At 74.1% G+C, this 15,501-nt stretch carries 9 protein-coding genes; 1 reads left to right on the top strand and 8 read right to left on the bottom strand.

All coding sequences use genetic code 11. The annotated features are described in order from the left end of the window. Window positions 1–344 precede the first annotated feature (344 nt). The 7 genes from SYYSPA8_RS15035 to SYYSPA8_RS15005 all read right to left on the bottom strand — a co-directional run bounded on the left by SYYSPA8_RS15035 (window position 345) and on the right by SYYSPA8_RS15005 (window position 12,185). Window positions 345–3,383: a type I polyketide synthase gene (locus SYYSPA8_RS15035; protein ID WP_323447653.1), complete on the bottom strand. Its 3,039-nt coding sequence runs from the start codon at window positions 3,381–3,383 to the stop codon at window positions 345–347. Then, the gene (locus SYYSPA8_RS15030) at window positions 3,380–3,697 is read right to left on the bottom strand and encodes an acyl carrier protein (RefSeq protein WP_323447652.1); all 318 of its coding nucleotides are present in this window, start codon (window positions 3,695–3,697) and stop codon (window positions 3,380–3,382) included. The genes SYYSPA8_RS15035 and SYYSPA8_RS15030 overlap by 4 nt, the downstream gene beginning before the upstream one ends. A gap of 34 nt (window positions 3,698–3,731) precedes the next feature. Beyond that, window positions 3,732–5,594: an acyl-CoA dehydrogenase gene (locus tag SYYSPA8_RS15025; protein ID WP_323447651.1), complete on the bottom strand. Its 1,863-nt coding sequence runs from the start codon at window positions 5,592–5,594 to the stop codon at window positions 3,732–3,734. Then, complete coding sequence (locus SYYSPA8_RS15020; RefSeq protein WP_323447650.1) at window positions 5,588–7,567, bottom strand: acyl-CoA dehydrogenase family protein; 1,980 nt, start codon at window positions 7,565–7,567, stop codon at window positions 5,588–5,590. The genes SYYSPA8_RS15025 and SYYSPA8_RS15020 overlap by 7 nt, the downstream gene beginning before the upstream one ends. Before the next feature lie 3 nt (window positions 7,568–7,570). Continuing rightward, window positions 7,571–9,424: a fatty acyl-AMP ligase gene (locus SYYSPA8_RS15015; protein ID WP_407706006.1), complete on the bottom strand. Its 1,854-nt coding sequence runs from the start codon at window positions 9,422–9,424 to the stop codon at window positions 7,571–7,573. A gap of 314 nt (window positions 9,425–9,738) precedes the next feature. Then, the gene (locus tag SYYSPA8_RS15010) at window positions 9,739–10,224 is read right to left on the bottom strand and encodes a DUF6059 family protein (protein ID WP_323447648.1); all 486 of its coding nucleotides are present in this window, start codon (window positions 10,222–10,224) and stop codon (window positions 9,739–9,741) included. Then, window positions 10,221–12,185, bottom strand: a complete 1,965-nt coding sequence (locus SYYSPA8_RS15005) for an HAD-IIIC family phosphatase (protein ID WP_323447647.1) — start codon at window positions 12,183–12,185, stop codon at window positions 10,221–10,223. Before SYYSPA8_RS15005 ends, SYYSPA8_RS15010 begins: the two co-directional genes overlap by 4 nt. 380 nt (window positions 12,186–12,565) lie before the next feature. Between SYYSPA8_RS15005 and SYYSPA8_RS15000 the strand changes: the two genes are divergently transcribed. Then, window positions 12,566–14,377: an ABC transporter ATP-binding protein gene (locus SYYSPA8_RS15000; RefSeq protein WP_323447646.1), complete on the top strand. Its 1,812-nt coding sequence runs from the start codon at window positions 12,566–12,568 to the stop codon at window positions 14,375–14,377. A gap of 3 nt (window positions 14,378–14,380) precedes the next feature. On the opposite strand, the gene SYYSPA8_RS14995 is transcribed toward SYYSPA8_RS15000, so the two are convergent. Then, window positions 14,381–15,472 carry an NAD(P)-binding domain-containing protein gene (locus tag SYYSPA8_RS14995; protein WP_323447645.1) on the bottom strand — a complete coding sequence of 364 codons (1,092 nt, stop codon included), beginning with the start codon at window positions 15,470–15,472 and terminating at the stop codon, window positions 14,381–14,383. Between the last annotated feature and the right edge of the window lie 29 nt (window positions 15,473–15,501).

The following is a 15,501-nucleotide window of genomic DNA, read 5'->3' as shown; positions in this document are numbered from 1 at the left end:
CCGGGAGGTACCCCCACGCCGCGTTGTCGTCAATCGCCGCTGGCCCCCTGGGCCTGGCGGCCCGGGAGGTGCCCCCACCGCAGGGACTCATTCCTCCGCCTTGCGATGCGTCCCCTCGGCCCTGGCGGGCCTGGGGAGACCCCATGCACCAGACCCCGCTCCCTGACCCAGCCTGATCCGTAAGAAACGACCTAGCGGTTGTGCGGTCGGCCGTCCCGCGGACGGGGAAGGCGATCGGCGGGGCCGGGCCCGGGCGCGTCCCCCGGCACAGGGAGCAGGGGGACGCGCCCGGTCCGGGCGTACGAGGGGTCCGGCCCGGCGGCGGAACCGGCCGCCGTGCCGGGTCACGCGGCGGTGGCGGAGTCGGCCCGTTCGCGCAGATAGCCGATGAGGTCGCCCACCGACGACAGGCGCGGCAGGAGATCCTGCACGCTCATCGCCTCCATGCCGGGCAGCCGGTCCTGGATCCGGTCCTTCAGCTCCATCACCATCACCGAGTCGAAGCCCAGGTCCTCGTAGAGCAGCGACAGCGGGGAGATCTCGTCGACGGCGTAGCCGCCGACCTCCGCCACCGCCTCGATCACGGCGCGCTCGACCGGGTGGCCCACCGCCTCCCGGGCCGCCCGCGCCACCGGCTCACCGGCGCCCGGCCCCACCGCGGGGGCCACCACCGGCTCGCCGGGGACCTGCGGCGCCGGCACCACCGGTTCCGTACCGGCGGACTTCCGGATCGGCTCACGGGTCCAGAACCGGTGCGCGTCGGAGAAGTGGTACGGCGCCAGCCGCGTCCGCAGCCGGTCCTCCTCCGCGTACACCGCGCTCCACCGGGGATCGAGACCGGTGCGGTACAGCTCCGCCACCGCCCGCGCCAGCTCCCCGCCGTCGGTCTCCGGGCCGGGGACCAGGGCCACCGTGTGCCCCCGCTCCCCGGCGGCCGGACGCAGCTTGCGCGCCATCCGGGAGAGCACCGGCTGAGGGCCGACCTCCACCAGATGCGTCGGACCGGCGTCCAGCAGCTGCGCCGCCGCGTCTCCGAACAGCACCGGGGCGCTGACGTGCTCCGTCCAGTACTTGGCGTCCATCGGCTCGGCCTGGAGCAGCCGCCCGCGCACCGTCGAGTACACCGGCAGCTTGGGCACCCCGCCGCCCGCCTCGTCGGCGACCCGGGCGAACCGCTCCAGCATCGGTTCCATCAGCGGCGAGTGGAACGCGTGCGACACGTCCAGCCGCCGCGACCGCACCCCCTGCCGCAGCAGCACCGACTCGATCCGGGCCAGCGCCCTCAGATCGCCCGACAGCACCGTCGACTTCGGGCCGTTCACGGCCGCGACGCCGACCAGCGGCTCTCCGTCCACCAGCTCCGCGACGTCCGACGGGTCCGCGCGGACCGCCATCATCCCGCCGCCCTCGGGCAGCCGCTCCATCAGCGCGCCCCGGGCCGCGACCAGCCGGGCGGCCTGCTCCAGCGGGAACACCTCCGCCACCACGGCGGCGGCGTACTCGCCCACGCTGTGCCCGAGCAGCAGCGCCGGCGGCACCCCCAGCTCGTGCACGCTCGCGGCGAGCGCGTACCCGACCGCGAACAGCGCCGGCTGGGTCCACCCCGTACGGTGCACCGCGCCGTCGCCCGACAGCAGCAGCTCCCGGACCGAACCGCCGGTGTGCGGCGCGAGCGCCCCGTCCGCCTCGTCCAGATAGCGGCGGTACAGCGGCGACTCCTGGTAGAGCCGGGCCGTCATCGCCGGATACTGCGAGCCCTGACCGGTGAACAGGAGCGCCACCAGCGGCCTGCCGGCCGCCTGCCCCGTCAGCCGGGCCAGTGCCTCCTCGTCGCCCGCCGCCTCGCGCAGCGCCGCCGCCAGCGCGGCACTGTCGGACGCGGGCAGCGCGAACCGGTGCCGGTGGCCCGTCTTCACCAGATTGCTGCTCCAGCACAGCGGCCCCACCGGCACCCGGCGCCGCTGCACGGCGTCCGCCTGCGCCAGCAGGTTCCGCCGCAGCGCCGCCGCCGACGGGGCGCTCAGCGTGAACACCCCGCTGCCCAGCCCCGTACGCCCGTGGGCCGTCTCCGACGAACCCTCCCGGGGCTGCTCGGCCTCCGGCCGCGCCGCGTACGAAGGCGCCGACTCCAGCACCGCGTGGGCGTTGGTGCCGCCCATGCCGAAGCTGCTCAGCCCGCCGATCGTGGGCCGGTTCTGCAACCGGAGCGGAGTCTTCAGCAGCCGCAGCCCCTGGGCGTTCAGCTTGAGCGCCGGATTCTCCTTGGTCGCGTACCGGCTCGCCGGAACCACCCGGTGGTGCAGGGACAGGGCCACCTTGATCAGCCCGGCGATGCCCGCCGCGCCCTCCGTGTGCCCGATGCTGCCCTTGACCGAACCGAACGACAGGGGACGGCCCGAGCGGGCCGCGTGCAGCCCGCCCAGCGCCTTCACCTCGATCATGTCGCCGAGGACCGTGCCCGTGCCGTGCGCCTCCATGAAGGTCACGTCCGACGGCTCCACCCCGGCCCGCCGGTACGCGGACGACAGCACCTCCTGCTGCGACCAGCGGTTCGGCGCGGTGATCCCGTTGCTGCGGCCGTCCTGGTTGACGGCGGTGCCGCGGATCACCGCGTACACCGGCTGACCGTCCGCGATGGCGTCCTCCAGCCGGCGCAGCACCACCGCGCCCACGCCCTCACCCCGGCCGATGCCGTCGGCGTCGGCGCTGAACGGCTTGCACCGGCCGTCCGGCGCCGACAGACCCGCCTGGGTGTAGAAGATCCCCAGCGCCGGGGTGAGGGCCACGTTCACCCCGCCCGCGATGGCCGTGTCGCACTCGCCCGACAGCAGCGCGTTGCACGCCAGATGGACCGCGACCAGCGACGACGAGCAGGCCGTGTCCACCGCCAGGCTCGGACCCTTCAGATCCAGGTGGTACGAGACCCGGTTGGCCGTCATGCAGTAGCCGTTGCCGGAGCCCACCTGGGCCGTGACCCGGGCGTAGTCCGTCAGATGGAGCTGCGCCCACTCATTGCCCATGATCCCGACGAAGACGCCGGTATTGCTGCCCGCCAGCTTCGCCGGCGCGATCCCGGCGTCCTCCACGGCCCGCCAGGCGCACTGGAGCAGCAGCCGCTGCTGCGGGTCCATCGCCTGCGCTTCGCGCGGCGAGATGGTGAAGAACTCGTTGTCGAAGGCGTCGGGGTCGGTGATGAACCCGCCCTCGGTGGTGTTGGAATGCCCCTCGGCCCCGGCGGGGGAGTGGAAGTCCCGGGCGTTCCAGCGCTGCCCCGGTACCTTCCCCACCCCCTCGCCGGAACGCATCAGCATCTCCCAGTAGGCGCCGGCGTCCGGCGCCCCCGGGAAACGGCAGTCGAGGCCGACGATGGCGACCGGCCTCATCGGGCATCACTCGCGACCGCCCGCAGTTCTTCCACCAGGTGTCCGGCCAGGGCGTCGATGGTGGGGTAGTCCCAGGCCACGGTGGGCTCCAGGACGAGGTCGAAGTCCTCCTCGATGTCTCCGCAGAGGCTGAGCGCGGCCACCGAGTCCAGGCCGTACTCGGCCAGCGGCACGGAGGGCACGATCTCGGACGGCGACCGCTTGAGGTAGAGCGCGATCCGGTCGGCGAGCCAGCCGCTCAGCGACTCGAAGCTGTGCTCGGCGCGCTCGGTCCGGGCGGAGCCGTCGGCGGAAACAGACGCGGGAACAGACATGGGGTACTCCTTGTGAGGGCGCGCGGGCCGGATCTCAGCCGGCCAGCGGGGTGTCGTAGAGGTCGTAACTGCGGCGTTCGTGGAAGCGTCGGAGCACCTCCTCGTGCACCCGGCCCTCGCACGAGGGCGGCAGCGCGGCCGGGCGCCGGCCCAGCCTGCGGACCAGCCGGTGCAGCGCGGCGGCGGCCCAGGCCGGGTCGGCCAGGAAGGGATCGCCGCCGTCGTCCCGCGCGGACCGCCACACGCCCAGGACGGACGCCGCCGCCAGGAGGACGGCATAGCGGTCGGCCAGCGCGAAACTGGCGGGGGAGGCGAGGGCCGTACGGTCCTGCGGCGAGAGGTTCAGGCTCTCCTCCTGGAGCTGGCGCAGCTCGTCCAGCAGCTTCATCACCAGCGCCTGCACGGCCAGCTCCTCCGGCGAGCCGCTGGGCAGGCCGTCGACGGACGCGACCAGCGACGCGCTCAGGCTGTCCTTGCCGCTGGCCAGGGCGAGCCGGTCGAACGGGAGACCCGGCAGGCCCTCCCGGGGGCTGAAGAGCGCACGGGGCGCCTCGTCGCCCGAGAACCACGCCCGCCGCGCCAGCCGGGACAGCTGCGGAATGATCGTCGCCTGGCAGGCGGCGGAACCCGCGTGCCCCAGGCTCAGCACCGGAAGGTCCCGTACATGCTTCTGGAAGAGCCCGAACTCGCCCTCCCGCACATAGAACCGGGCCCCGAGCACGATCGACAGGTCGTACATGGTGTCCGTCAGCGTCTTCGGCACCAGGTACTTCACCGCCGCCGCGTACACACTGGTCTCGTCGGGCAGCAGATGCACCGCGCGGGTGCCGACCAGCGCCATGCTGTCGCAGATCAGCAGGTCGAGGAAGGCCCCGTTCAGAGTCTCGGCGGCATGCGGGATCTCCATCACGGACCGCCGGTACAGCTGCCGTCCCAGCGCGAACCGCACCACCGTCCGCAGACTCGTGTCCAGCGCGCCGACCGCCATCCCCGGGATCGCGCTGCGGGTGATCTGGAAGGAGCGCAGCGCCAGTTCGACACCCTGCCCCACCTCGCCCACCAGCGCGTCACCGGCCACCGGGCAGTCGTCGAACTCCAGCCCCGTCAGCCGGCAGCCGCGCACGCCCACCGCCTCGTACCGCGGCAGGACCGCGAACCGCTCCGGGTCCAGCCGGTCCCGCTCCACGAACAGCACCGAGTGGCTGCGGCTGCCCGGCTTCCCGTCGGTCCGGCTGAAGAGGGAGAAGGCCGCCGCCCGGTCGGCGTTGTTGATGACCTCCTTGCGGCCCCGCAGCCGGTAGCCGCCCGCGACGGGATCCGCCCGGAACTCGTTGCGGACGAAGTCGTTCCCGTGCGGCAGCTCGTGGTACGCGACGGAGATCTTCTGATTGTCGAGCAGCAGCTCCGCGAGTCTGCGGCGCTGCTCCCCGCTGCCGGCGGTCCACACGTTCGCCGCCGCCATGAAGGAGGTGATGCCGTAGCCGAGACCGAGGGCCACGTCGCGCCGGAAGACCTGGCGCATCACCCGGACCAGCGTGTCCAGCCGGTCCAGCCGCCCGCCCAGCGCGGTCGGCACGTACTCGGCGTTGAAGACCAGCTCGTCCAGGAGCCGTTCCCCGGCCCGCGGCAGCTCACCGGCCTCGTCGGCGGTGAGGATATGCGCGGCGGACAGGGGGTTGCCCTCGTCGTCGGGGTCCCCGAAACGCTTCTCCAGATCGGCGATCCGGGCCTGGACGGCGCTCTCCTGGGCCTCGTGGGCGCCTGTGCCGCCGACCGGTGCGCCGCCCACCGGGTCGGTGCCGGCCGGATCGGTGCCGGGACGCGCCCCGGCGGCGTTGTCGGTGCCGGTCGGGGCAGCCTCGCCGCGCAGCCCCGGGACGGCGGGATCACTCAGCATGACGTCCCCTCGGAAGTCCGGTCCCCGCCCGCGGGCGGTTTCCCGGTGTCGGTGTGTGCGAACGCGGTGGTGGCGCCGGACCGGACGGCCCCGGGAGCCGCGGTGGTGGTCCCGGTGCCGGTGCTCTCCCGGACGGCCCCGCCGGGCGTGGTGCCGGTGCCGGTGGGCGGGGCGGTGGCCGACAGGCGCAGCGGCAGCAGGGAGAACAGCTCCCCCGCCGCACCGGCCGCCCGCAGCTGCTCCAGCAGCCGCGGATAGGCGTCCGGCTCCGGCCCGTCCTGCTCGCCGAGGCGCACCAGCAGCCGGTCGAGCACCGGCCACAGCCAGACGGCGTCCTGCCACAGCCCGCCCGTGCGGCCCGCGCGCGCCGCACGGCGGTTGTGCGCCCACAGCCCCAGCGCCGCCGCCCCGGCCAGGCACAGGCAGTACCTGCGGGCCAGGTCGAACGCGGCGGGCGGCACATCGGAGACGACCGCGCGGTACGTGTCCATCTCCTCGTGGACCCGCCCGGCCACGGCCAGCAGCCGCTCCGCCGTCCCCAGCGCGCCCTTCAGCTCCGGCCGCCCGGTCGCCTCGGCCCGCAGCGCCGCCACCGACTCCGGCAGCGTCGCCATGATGCCGCTGCCGCGCCGGGCCACCAGCGTCAGCCGCTCGGGCCGCAGCGCCGGCAGCCCACCGGCGAGGTCGAAGGCACCGGCCGCCCCCGCGGTGTCGCCCGTACCCCGCTGCCAGCCCCTGGCCAGCGAACGGAACTGGTTGACCAGCGAGTTCAGATTGACCAGCGTGTTGCCGTCGAAGAGGCCCACGATCCGGTGGTCGCGGTCCACCTTCTGGAACATGCCCCGGGCGTGCACTCCCTTGAGGAACGCGCGCGCGCCCAGCAGCCGCGTCAGCTCGGCGATCACGGCCTCCGTGCCGGTCGGCAGCAGATACTTGGTCGCGGCCGCCGCGACGCTCAGCTCGTCGGTGAGGGTGTGCACCGAACGCGCCGCCACCGTCGCCAGCGCCTCACCGGCCAGCACGTCCGCCGCCGCCCCGGCCAGCACCTGGCGGGCCTGCGGCAGATCCACCAGCCGCCGCCCGTACAGCTCCCGCCGCTCGGCGAAGTCCAGGGCGATCCGCAGCGCGTGGTCCGCCGCGCCCAGCGACAGCGACGCGCACATCGTCCGGGTGAGCTGGAGCGCCTTGAGCACGGTCTCCAGACCGGCGCCCTCCGCGCCGACCGCCGCGTCCGCCGGCACCGGGGCGCCGTCGAAGACGATGCCGCTGATGTCCGCGCCCCGGATGCCGTGCGTGGGGATCTTCGGCACCTGCCGGTAGTGCTCGCCCGGCGTCAGGGTCCGCTTGTCCACCAGCAGCACGGTGAATCCGCGCGGGCCGCCCTCCGGCCGGGTACGGGTGAGGACCGACAGCAGACTGCCCCGGGTGGCGTTGTTGATCAGCCACTTCTCCCCGCTGAGCCGCCAGCCACCGCCGTTTCCGGCACGGTCCTCAGTGCCGTCGATGCCGTCTATGTCATTGACGCCGTCGAGGTCGTCGGCCGCCGTTCCGACCACGTCCCCGGCGAGCAGATCGCTGCCGTGGGCCCGCTCGGTGAGGGCCAGCGACACCGGCAGCCCCGAGCGGATGTCCCCGGCGAGCCGCCGGGCCTGCTCCTCCGTCCCCGCGACCCAGACGCACACCCCGCCCAGATAGGTCTTGCCGTGCCCGATGGCGACGGTCAGATCGCGGCGGGCGACGACCCGCATCACCTGCATCACGGTCTCGTAGTCGGTCAGCCGGCCGCCGTACTCCGCCGGGACGTAGTACTCCTGGAGCCCCCAGGACTCCAGCGCACGGCAGATCTCCGCCGGGAACTCCTCCCGCTCGTCCAGCTCCAGGCAGTGGGCGTGGGAGAAGACGGCCTCGGGATCCTCGGGGTCACCCAGCAGCCGTTCCAGCTCCTGCGCGACGGAAAAGGGACGATGCTCCATGGGTCAGCCCACCGGAGCCGGCTCGGGAACGGCGACCTCGGCGTCCGCTGCGGTCGCCGCACCCACCGCACTGGCCGTGCTCGCTGTGTTTGCTGTGCTTGCTGTGTTCTCGATGAGCTCCCGCACCGCGGGGTCCACCACCGCGTGCAGCGGCGCCACCGCACCCCGCAGGAACAGCTTCTGCATCAGCGTCCGCTGGATCTTCCCGCTGGTCGTCCGCCGGATGGTGCCCGGCCGCACCAGCACCACGCTCCCCGCCGGAACCGCGAACTCCCGCCCGACCATCCGCTGGATCTCCGCCGCGAGCGCCTTCAGCTCCGTACGCGCCGCCGCCGCCTTGATCTCGTGGATCACCACCAGGTGCTCCTGGCCCCCGGCGTCGATCCCGAACACCGCCCCCGTGCCAATCGCCGGATCGAGTCCGCGCACCGCGCTCTCCACGTCGTACGGATAGATGTTCCGGCCGTTGATCAGGACCATCTCCTTGAGCCGGCCCGTGACGAACAGCTCGGCCCCGTCCAGGACACCCAGGTCACCGGTGCGCAGCCAGGGCCCCAGCTCCTCCTGGCCGGCGATCCGGGCCCCGAAGACCTCGGCGTTCACCTCGGGGCGCTCCCAGTAGCCCGCGGCCACGCTCGCCCCGCGGATCCAGATCTCGCCGACCCGGCCCGCGGGCCGCTCGGCACGCGTGTCCGGATCCACCACCCGGACCTCGAAGTCCTCGCCGTCCGCCACCCCGCTGCTGACCAGCTCCCGCCGGGGCGAGCCCAGATACGGGCCCTCGACCGAACCCCGCTCCAGACCGGCCGCGTCCACCTCGCGCACCAGCGCGCCCCGGCCCCGGGGCGTACCCGTCACCAGCAGCGTCGTCTCCGCCATGCCGTAGCAGGGGAACATCACCTCGCTGCGGAAGCCGTACGGCCCGAAACGCTCGGTGAACGCCCGCAGGGTCTCGGCCCGTACCGGCTCGGCGCCGTTGCACGCCGTCTGCCAGCTCGACAGGTCCACACCCTCCAGCTGGGCGTCGGTGATCCGGCGGACACACAGGTCGTACGCGAAGTTGGGGCCGCCGCTGCCGTGCACGCCGTACTCGCTGATCATCTGGAGCCAGCGGGCCGGCTTGCGCAGGAAGGACACCGGGGACATCAGCACGCTCACGGCCCCCAGCCACAGCGGCTGGAGCACATGCCCGATCAGCCCCATGTCGTGGTAGAAGGGCAGCCAGCCGCCGACGACCATGTCGGGCGTGTTGCCGGTCGCGCGGGCGATGGCGGCCTCGTTGGCGAGCAGATTGCCGTGGGACACCATCACCCCCTTCGGCGCGTTGGTCGAACCCGACGTGTACTGGAGGAAGGCGAGGTCGTCCGGGCGCAGCCGGGGGTCGCGCCAGGTGCCGATGTCGCCGACCGGGCCCCGGTCGGTGGGCAGGCACACCACGTCGGCGAAGTTCTCGGCCGCGAGCCACGCCTCGACGTCGGGGGCGTGCGCGGCGAGGGTGAGCACCGCCCCGACCCGGGCGTCCCGGACGATCCCGGAGACCCGCTGGAAGTGCTGGCCCTGCTCCGAGGGGAGCGGCGCGGGCACGGCGACCGCGCCCGCGTACAGGCAGGCCACGAACGCCTTGACGAAGTCGAGGCCCGAGGGGTAGAGCAGGAGCACCTGGCGCCCCTGGAGCCCGTGTTCCTGAAGCCATGACGCCAGATCCTTGGCGGCCCGGTCCAGTTCCCGATAGGGCAGCCGCTCGGCCTCCGTGCCGCCCCTGCCCTCCGCGAGGAACACGAACGCGTCCGCGTCACCCCGTTCGTCCGAACGCGTCAGCACGAGCTCCGCGAATGAACCGAATTGCGCCACCGTCATCCCCTCGCCTGTTTGAAGCGATGTGAGTTTCTTTGGACCGTCTGGTCTGCCGACTGTTCTGCCGATGGTCGGCCCCCGCTCTAAAGCCGGTCTTGCGCTTCACCCGAGCCGGGTCTTGACAAGCCGGCCAGTCCGTCCGAACGGCAGGTGCGCGGGGTGCGGACGGGTCCGGTGGTACGCGGACACGGGCTGGTACGCGGATACGGGCTGGTACGCGGACACGGGCACCGGCGCGCACACGGCCGTGCCGGGGGCCGCGCCGGGGGCGGGGGACCGACCCGGCACGACCCCCGGCACGCTCGGGGGACGCGGGCTCAGGCGGGCGGGGCGGGCCCCTCCAGCTGCGCCCACAGCGCGCGCTCGCCCTCGCTGGGCGGGCGTGGCACCAGCCGCTCGGGATGGGCCGGCGGAGGGGCGTCCAGCGGGAAGGCGCCCGGCGTGCGGGCACCTGGCGTGAGGGCACCTGGGGTGAGGCCGCCCGGCGGGAGAGCGCCGCCGGTGCCTGCCCGGTCCCAGGGGAACCACACGTTCCCGGCCTCGGGCACCGGCCCGGCGGGCGGGGACACCCACGGCGGGGGCGGCTCCCGCCCCGGCGCGGACCGGGACGGAGCCGTGCCCCGCCCGTCCCGCTCCTCTCGTCCGTCCCGCTCGTCCCACTCCTTCGCCGCCGCGCGGAAGTGATCCGCCGGGAGGACGCCGAACATCGCGGCCAGCGAGGCGAGACCCCGCACCAGGAACCGGCCGGCCCGACGACCCGCCCGCAGCACCGGGCCGGTCCCCGCGCCGGGGATCGTGGTCATCCCTGTGCCCCCGGGGCCGGGGCCCGCGACACGTGCGCCGTCAGCCGGACATGGTCCGGCACCGACGGCAGCGCCTCCTCCGCCAGATCGTGCCGGAAGTCCACCGACCCCGCGTCGCCCCGGGCGCTCTCCACGAAGCCCACGCCCGGATAGAGCCCGCCCACCTTGTGGTTCTTGGCCGTGGGCCGGAAGCGCGCGTACACCGCGCCCGCGCCCGCCGCCCGCGCCGCGCGCACCACCGCCGCCAGGCACGACTGCTCGATGCCCCGCGCGAACACCCGGCAGCTCAGCAGCATGTTGTCGATGTGCCAGCCGCCGCCGTCCCGGGCGGTGTCGATGAACACCGCCCCCACCAGGCCGTTGTCCCCGAAGCGGTCCCGGGAACGGATCGCCAGCACCAGATGGCCCGGGGAGTCCAGCCGGGCCCGCACATCGGCCTGCTGCAACCGCTCGGTCGTCAGATTGAACTGGTTGGTGCGCAGCGTGACCTGCGAGACCCGGGCGATCTCGTGCTCCCGCACCGGCGACAGTTCGACCTCGACCCCGAGCCCCGCCAGATACTCCTCCATCGAGCCCGCGCTCTCCTGGAGGTCCTGCCGGGCCGCGTCGGTACGGTACTGGGCGGCCCGCGCCCGGTCCTCCGCCGTCAGCTCCGGCACGTCGAACCAGCCGTCCGCGAGCAGCCGCTCCACGTGCAGCGCCGGCTCCTCGTCCAGCCGGACCACGGCCACCCCGGGCAGGCTGCTCGCCACGAGACCGCACTCGAACGGCGAGTCGTCGGCGAAGACCAGGCTGTCCACCCCGAGGTTGAGCCGCTGCGCGATGTCCAGCAGATTGCCGTCCTTCGGCTCCCAGTTGGCGTTGACCCGGACGAAGTCCGTCTCCCGCAGCACCATGTCGGGATGGCCGCGCAGCACGTTCAGCACCGGCTCGCGGTCGTTCTTGCTGCACACGGCGAGCAGGACGCCCTGAGCGCCGATCTGGCCGACGGCCTTCTGGAAGCGGCCGAACGCCTCGCCCCGGTAGGTTGTGGCGGCGGCGATGCCCTCCGGGCCGTCGTCGCCGAGGATGCCGTCCCACAGGGTGTTGTCGAGATCGACGACCAGCACCTTCTTCGTCCGGCCGCGCAGCCCCCGGGCGAGGTGCCCGACCTCCCGGGCGTACCCCGCGAGCAGCTCGTCGCCGAGGAGCACCTTGGCGTAGGCGGCGAGCCGGGGGTCCTGCACCGGCCCCGAGGAGGCCACCAGCGGATCGAGGTCCACCACATGGACCCGGTCGTGGGCGGCCGCGAGCCGCAGCAGCCCCGCGTTCAACTCCCGCCAGGCCACCCCCAGCCGGGCCCGGGAACGGGCGTCCACCAGCCGGCGGGCCTGGCCGCGCAGCAGGGGCAGCGTATTGAGGACCAGGGTGCCGGAGCCCTCGGTGACATACCGCTCGGCGAGCGACCCGATCAGCGCCAGCTTGGCCGCCGCCACCCGCTCCACGTCCTCCACCAGCCAGGGGTGCGGCAGCTCGTCGAAGACGACCTGCGCGTCCAGCACACAGAGCACCACGTCGGCCCGTGCCGCGTACAGCTCGCTGCCGGTGTCCTGGAGATCGCGGAACCATGAGCCGAAGTCCCCGGAACGCAGCCGGGGCAGCAGCCCGTGCCGGGAGAGTTCGGCGGTCAGCGGGGCGGTGAGCCCGCTCAGCGTCGAGTGGCCGGTGACCGCGACCGTGACCGCGTCGGCGGTGGGGTGCGCGGCCAGTACCTCGTCGGCGTCGAGGCGGGCGAGCAGCTGGCCCGCCCGCACCAGATCCGGGGCGGGCGGGCCGGCGGGGTCGCCGCCCGCCGTCAGTTCGGCGAGCAGGCCCGGCACCTCGGGGTACGCCGGGACAAGACGTCCTTCGCGATGAAGGGCGCGCAGCCGGTCCAGTGGTCCGGTCCGCTCGCCCACGGTGGTGCTCGCAACCGTGGCCATGGTGTCTCCGTTCGCTGACGTTCACGTGCCGGCGCGTTCCGGAAGAGCCGCCCCGCCCGGCCGTGCGCGCCGGGGCCACGGACGTCCCGGCGGCCCCGGCGGCCCAGGCCCTGCCACCTCCGTGCCGCCGGTGGACGACGGCCCGAGCCTCGCGGAGACGGCTTAAGAACCCCTTGCGGCCGGTGCGCCCGCCCGGGCACGCGGACCGGCGGGGGCAGGGCGTACGGGCCGCCGGGGCGCCGCCGGCGGCCGCGGAGCCGGCGGGCCCACCGGGGCCCCACCCGCCCCCTGCCCGTACGCTCGGACGATCAGCACACGACCACCCGCCACCGCACCCCGTGGCACCCGCGGTGGCGTGCCCGGACCACCCGAAGGAGCCCATGCGCCCCGAACGAATCTCCTGGACACCCCCGCCCGCCGCGGCGGGCCGGCCACCCGACCCCGTCGACATACGCCGGATCCTGCGGCTCTTCGTCCCCTACCGGGGCCGGATCGCGCTGGTCGCCCTGCTCGTCGGCGCCTCCGCGCTGGTCTCGGTCGCCTCCCCCTTCCTGCTGCGCGAGATCCTGGACACCGCGATCCCCGAGGGCCGCACCGGCCTCCTCGGCCTGCTCGCCGCCGGCATGATCCTCACCGCCGTGCTCACCGGCGTCCTCGGGGTGCTCCAGACCCTCATCTCCACCACCGTCGGCCAGCGGGTCATGCACGATCTGCGGACGGGGGTCTACGCGCGGCTCCAGCGGATGCCGCTCGCGTTCTTCACCCACACCCGCGGCGGCGAGGTCCAGTCACGGATCGCGAACGACATCGGCGGGATGCAGGCGACGGTGACGTCCACGGCGACCTCCCTCGTCTCCAACCTCACCGCCGTCGTCGCCACCGTTGTCGCCATGGTCGCCCTGGACTGGCGGCTCACCGTGGTCTCCCTCCTGCTGCTCCCCGTCTTCGTGGGCATCAGCCGCCGGGTGGGCCGCGAACGCGAGCGGATCACCTCCGCCCGCCAGAAGCAGATGGCGGTCCTGTCGGCGACCGTCACCGAGTCCCTGTCGGTGAGCGGCATCCTGCTGGGCCGCACGATGGGCCGCTCGGACTCGCTGACCCGCACCTTCGCCCAGGAGTCCGAGCGCCTGGTGGAGCTGGAGATCCGCGCGGGCACGGCCGGCCGCTGGCGGATGTCGGTCATCGGGATCGTGATGGCCGCGATGCCCGCGCTGCTGTACTGGGCCGCGGGCATCGCCCTGCACCAGGGCGGGGCGCCGCTGTCGCTGGGCACCCTGGTGGCGTTCGTCACCCTCCAGCAGGGCCTGTTCCGGCCCACGGTCTCCCTGCTCTCCACCGGTGTCGACATGCGGACCTCGCTCGCGCTCTTCCGGCGCGTCTTCGAGTACCTGGACCTGCCGGTCGACATCACCGAGCCCGCCGAACCGGTGCCGCTGCCCCGCGTACGGGGCGAGGTCCGCTTCGAGAAGGTCACCTTCGCGTACGGCCCGGGGCGGCCCACGCTCGACGGCGTCGACATCACCGTCCCGGCGGGCGCCACCCTCGCCGTGGTCGGCCCCACCGGCTCGGGCAAGTCCACGCTGGGAGCGCTGGTGCCGAGGCTGTACGACGTGACGGGCGGCCGGGTCACCCTCGACGGGGTCGACGTGCGCGACCTGGACTTCGACACCCTCGCCCGCGCGGTGGGGGTGGTCTCGCAGGAGACGTACCTCTTCCACGCATCCGTCGCCGACAACCTCCGCTTCGCCCGGCCGGACGCCACCGACGCGGAGATCGAGGCGGCGGCGCGGGCGGCCCAGATCCACGACCATGTGGCCGCGCTGCCGGACGGCTACGACACCCTGGTGGGGGAGCGGGGCCACCGCTTCTCCGGCGGCGAGAAACAGCGCCTCGCGATCGCCCGGACGATCCTGCGCGACCCGCCCGTCCTCATCCTGGACGAGGCGACCAGCGCCCTGGACACCCGTACCGAACAGGCCGTCCAGACGGCGCTGGACACCCTTTCGGCGGGCCGGACCACGATCACGATCGCGCACCGGCTGTCGACGGTCCGGGACGCGGACGAGATCGTCGTGCTGGACGGCGGACGGATCGCGGAACGCGGCACGCACGAGGAACTGCTCGGGAGGGACGGCCGGTATGCGGCGCTGACCAGGGGCGACGAGCGGACGAAGGCGCCGCTGACCCCGTAGGCCTCACGTCACCGCCGGTACGCGGTCGAGCACCTTCAGCACATCGCGGACGGCGGCGCGGCCGGCGCGGTTGGCGCCGATGGTCGAGGCGGAGGGCCCGTACCCGACGAGGTGGACCCGCTCGTCCCGGACGGCCCGGGTGCCCTCCAGCCGGATGCCGCCGCCGCTCTCGCGCAGCCCGAGCGGCGCGAGATGGTCGAGCGCGGCCCGGAAACCGGTCGCCCAGAGGATCACGTCGGCGTCGACCCGGCGCCCACCGGCCCAGACCGCCCCATCCGGCACGATCCGCTCGAACATCGGCTGCCGGTCGAGAATCCCCTGCTCACGGGCGTGCCGCAGGGCGTCGTTGAGGGGCAGCCCGGTCACCGAGACCACGCTCTGCGGCGGCAGCCCCCGGCGTACCCGCTCCTCGACCAGGGCCACGGCGGCCCGCCCGGCGCCCTCGTCGAAGGGGCCCTCGACGAAGACCGGGGGCCGGCGGGTGACCCAGGTGGTCGCGGCGGCCGGCGGGGCGATCTCCAGCAGGTGCTGGGTCCCGGAGGCCCCGCCACCGACGACGATCACCCGCTGCCCGGCGAACTCCTCGGGACCCCGGTAACCGGCCGTGTGCAGCTGCCGGCCCCGGAAGGTCTCCTGCCCCGGGTAGCGGGGCCAGAAGGGCCGCTCCCAGGTGCCCGTGGCGTTGATCAGGGCACGTGCGGACCAGTCGCCGTCGGTGGTCGCGACGAGCAGCCGCCCGCCGGTGCCCTCCTCCAGGGACCGCACGGACCGCACGCCGACCGGCCGGCGCACCCGGAGCCCGAAGCGTTCCTCGTACGCGGTGAAGTAGTCGCCGATCACCTCGGAGGCGGGACGGGAGGGGTCCGCGCCGGTCAGCTCCATGCCGGGCAGGGCGTGCATGCCGTGGACCCGGCCGTAGGTGAGGGTGGGCCAGCGGAACTGCCAGGCGCCGCCGGGCCGGGGCGCGTGGTCGAGCACGACGAAGTCGCGGTCGGGGACGAGCCCGACCCGCCGCAGATGGTGGGCGGCGGAGAGCCCTGCCTGCCCGGCTCCGATGACGACCACGTCGACGGTACGCACCCCAAGATTGTTCACGTTTCTACTAACGTGGCGCGGTGCGAAGA

Source organism: Streptomyces yaizuensis (assembly GCF_034961445.1).
GTDB classification, from domain to species: Bacteria; Actinomycetota; Actinomycetes; order Streptomycetales; family Streptomycetaceae; genus Streptomyces; species Streptomyces yaizuensis.
This window is presented reverse-complemented; position numbering and strand designations above follow the sequence as displayed.

Bases quoted from the DNA above. Each gene is read 5' to 3' on its own strand.
- SYYSPA8_RS15035 (WP_323447653.1), bottom strand. From the start codon at position 3,383: ATGAGGCCGGTCGCCATCGTCGGCCTCGACTGCCGTTTCCCGGGGGCG.
- SYYSPA8_RS15030 (WP_323447652.1), bottom strand. From the start codon at position 3,697: ATGTCTGTTCCCGCGTCTGTTTCCGCCGACGGCTCCGCCCGGACCGAG.
- SYYSPA8_RS15025 (WP_323447651.1), bottom strand. From the start codon at position 5,594: ATGCTGAGTGATCCCGCCGTCCCGGGGCTGCGCGGCGAGGCTGCCCCG.
- SYYSPA8_RS15020 (WP_323447650.1), bottom strand. From the start codon at position 7,567: ATGGAGCATCGTCCCTTTTCCGTCGCGCAGGAGCTGGAACGGCTGCTG.
- SYYSPA8_RS15015 (WP_407706006.1), bottom strand. From the start codon at position 9,424: ATGACGGTGGCGCAATTCGGTTCATTCGCGGAGCTCGTGCTGACGCGT.
- SYYSPA8_RS15010 (WP_323447648.1), bottom strand. From the start codon at position 10,224: ATGACCACGATCCCCGGCGCGGGGACCGGCCCGGTGCTGCGGGCGGGT.
- SYYSPA8_RS15005 (WP_323447647.1), bottom strand. From the start codon at position 12,185: ATGGCCACGGTTGCGAGCACCACCGTGGGCGAGCGGACCGGACCACTG.
- SYYSPA8_RS15000 (WP_323447646.1), top strand. From the start codon at position 12,566: ATGCGCCCCGAACGAATCTCCTGGACACCCCCGCCCGCCGCGGCGGGC.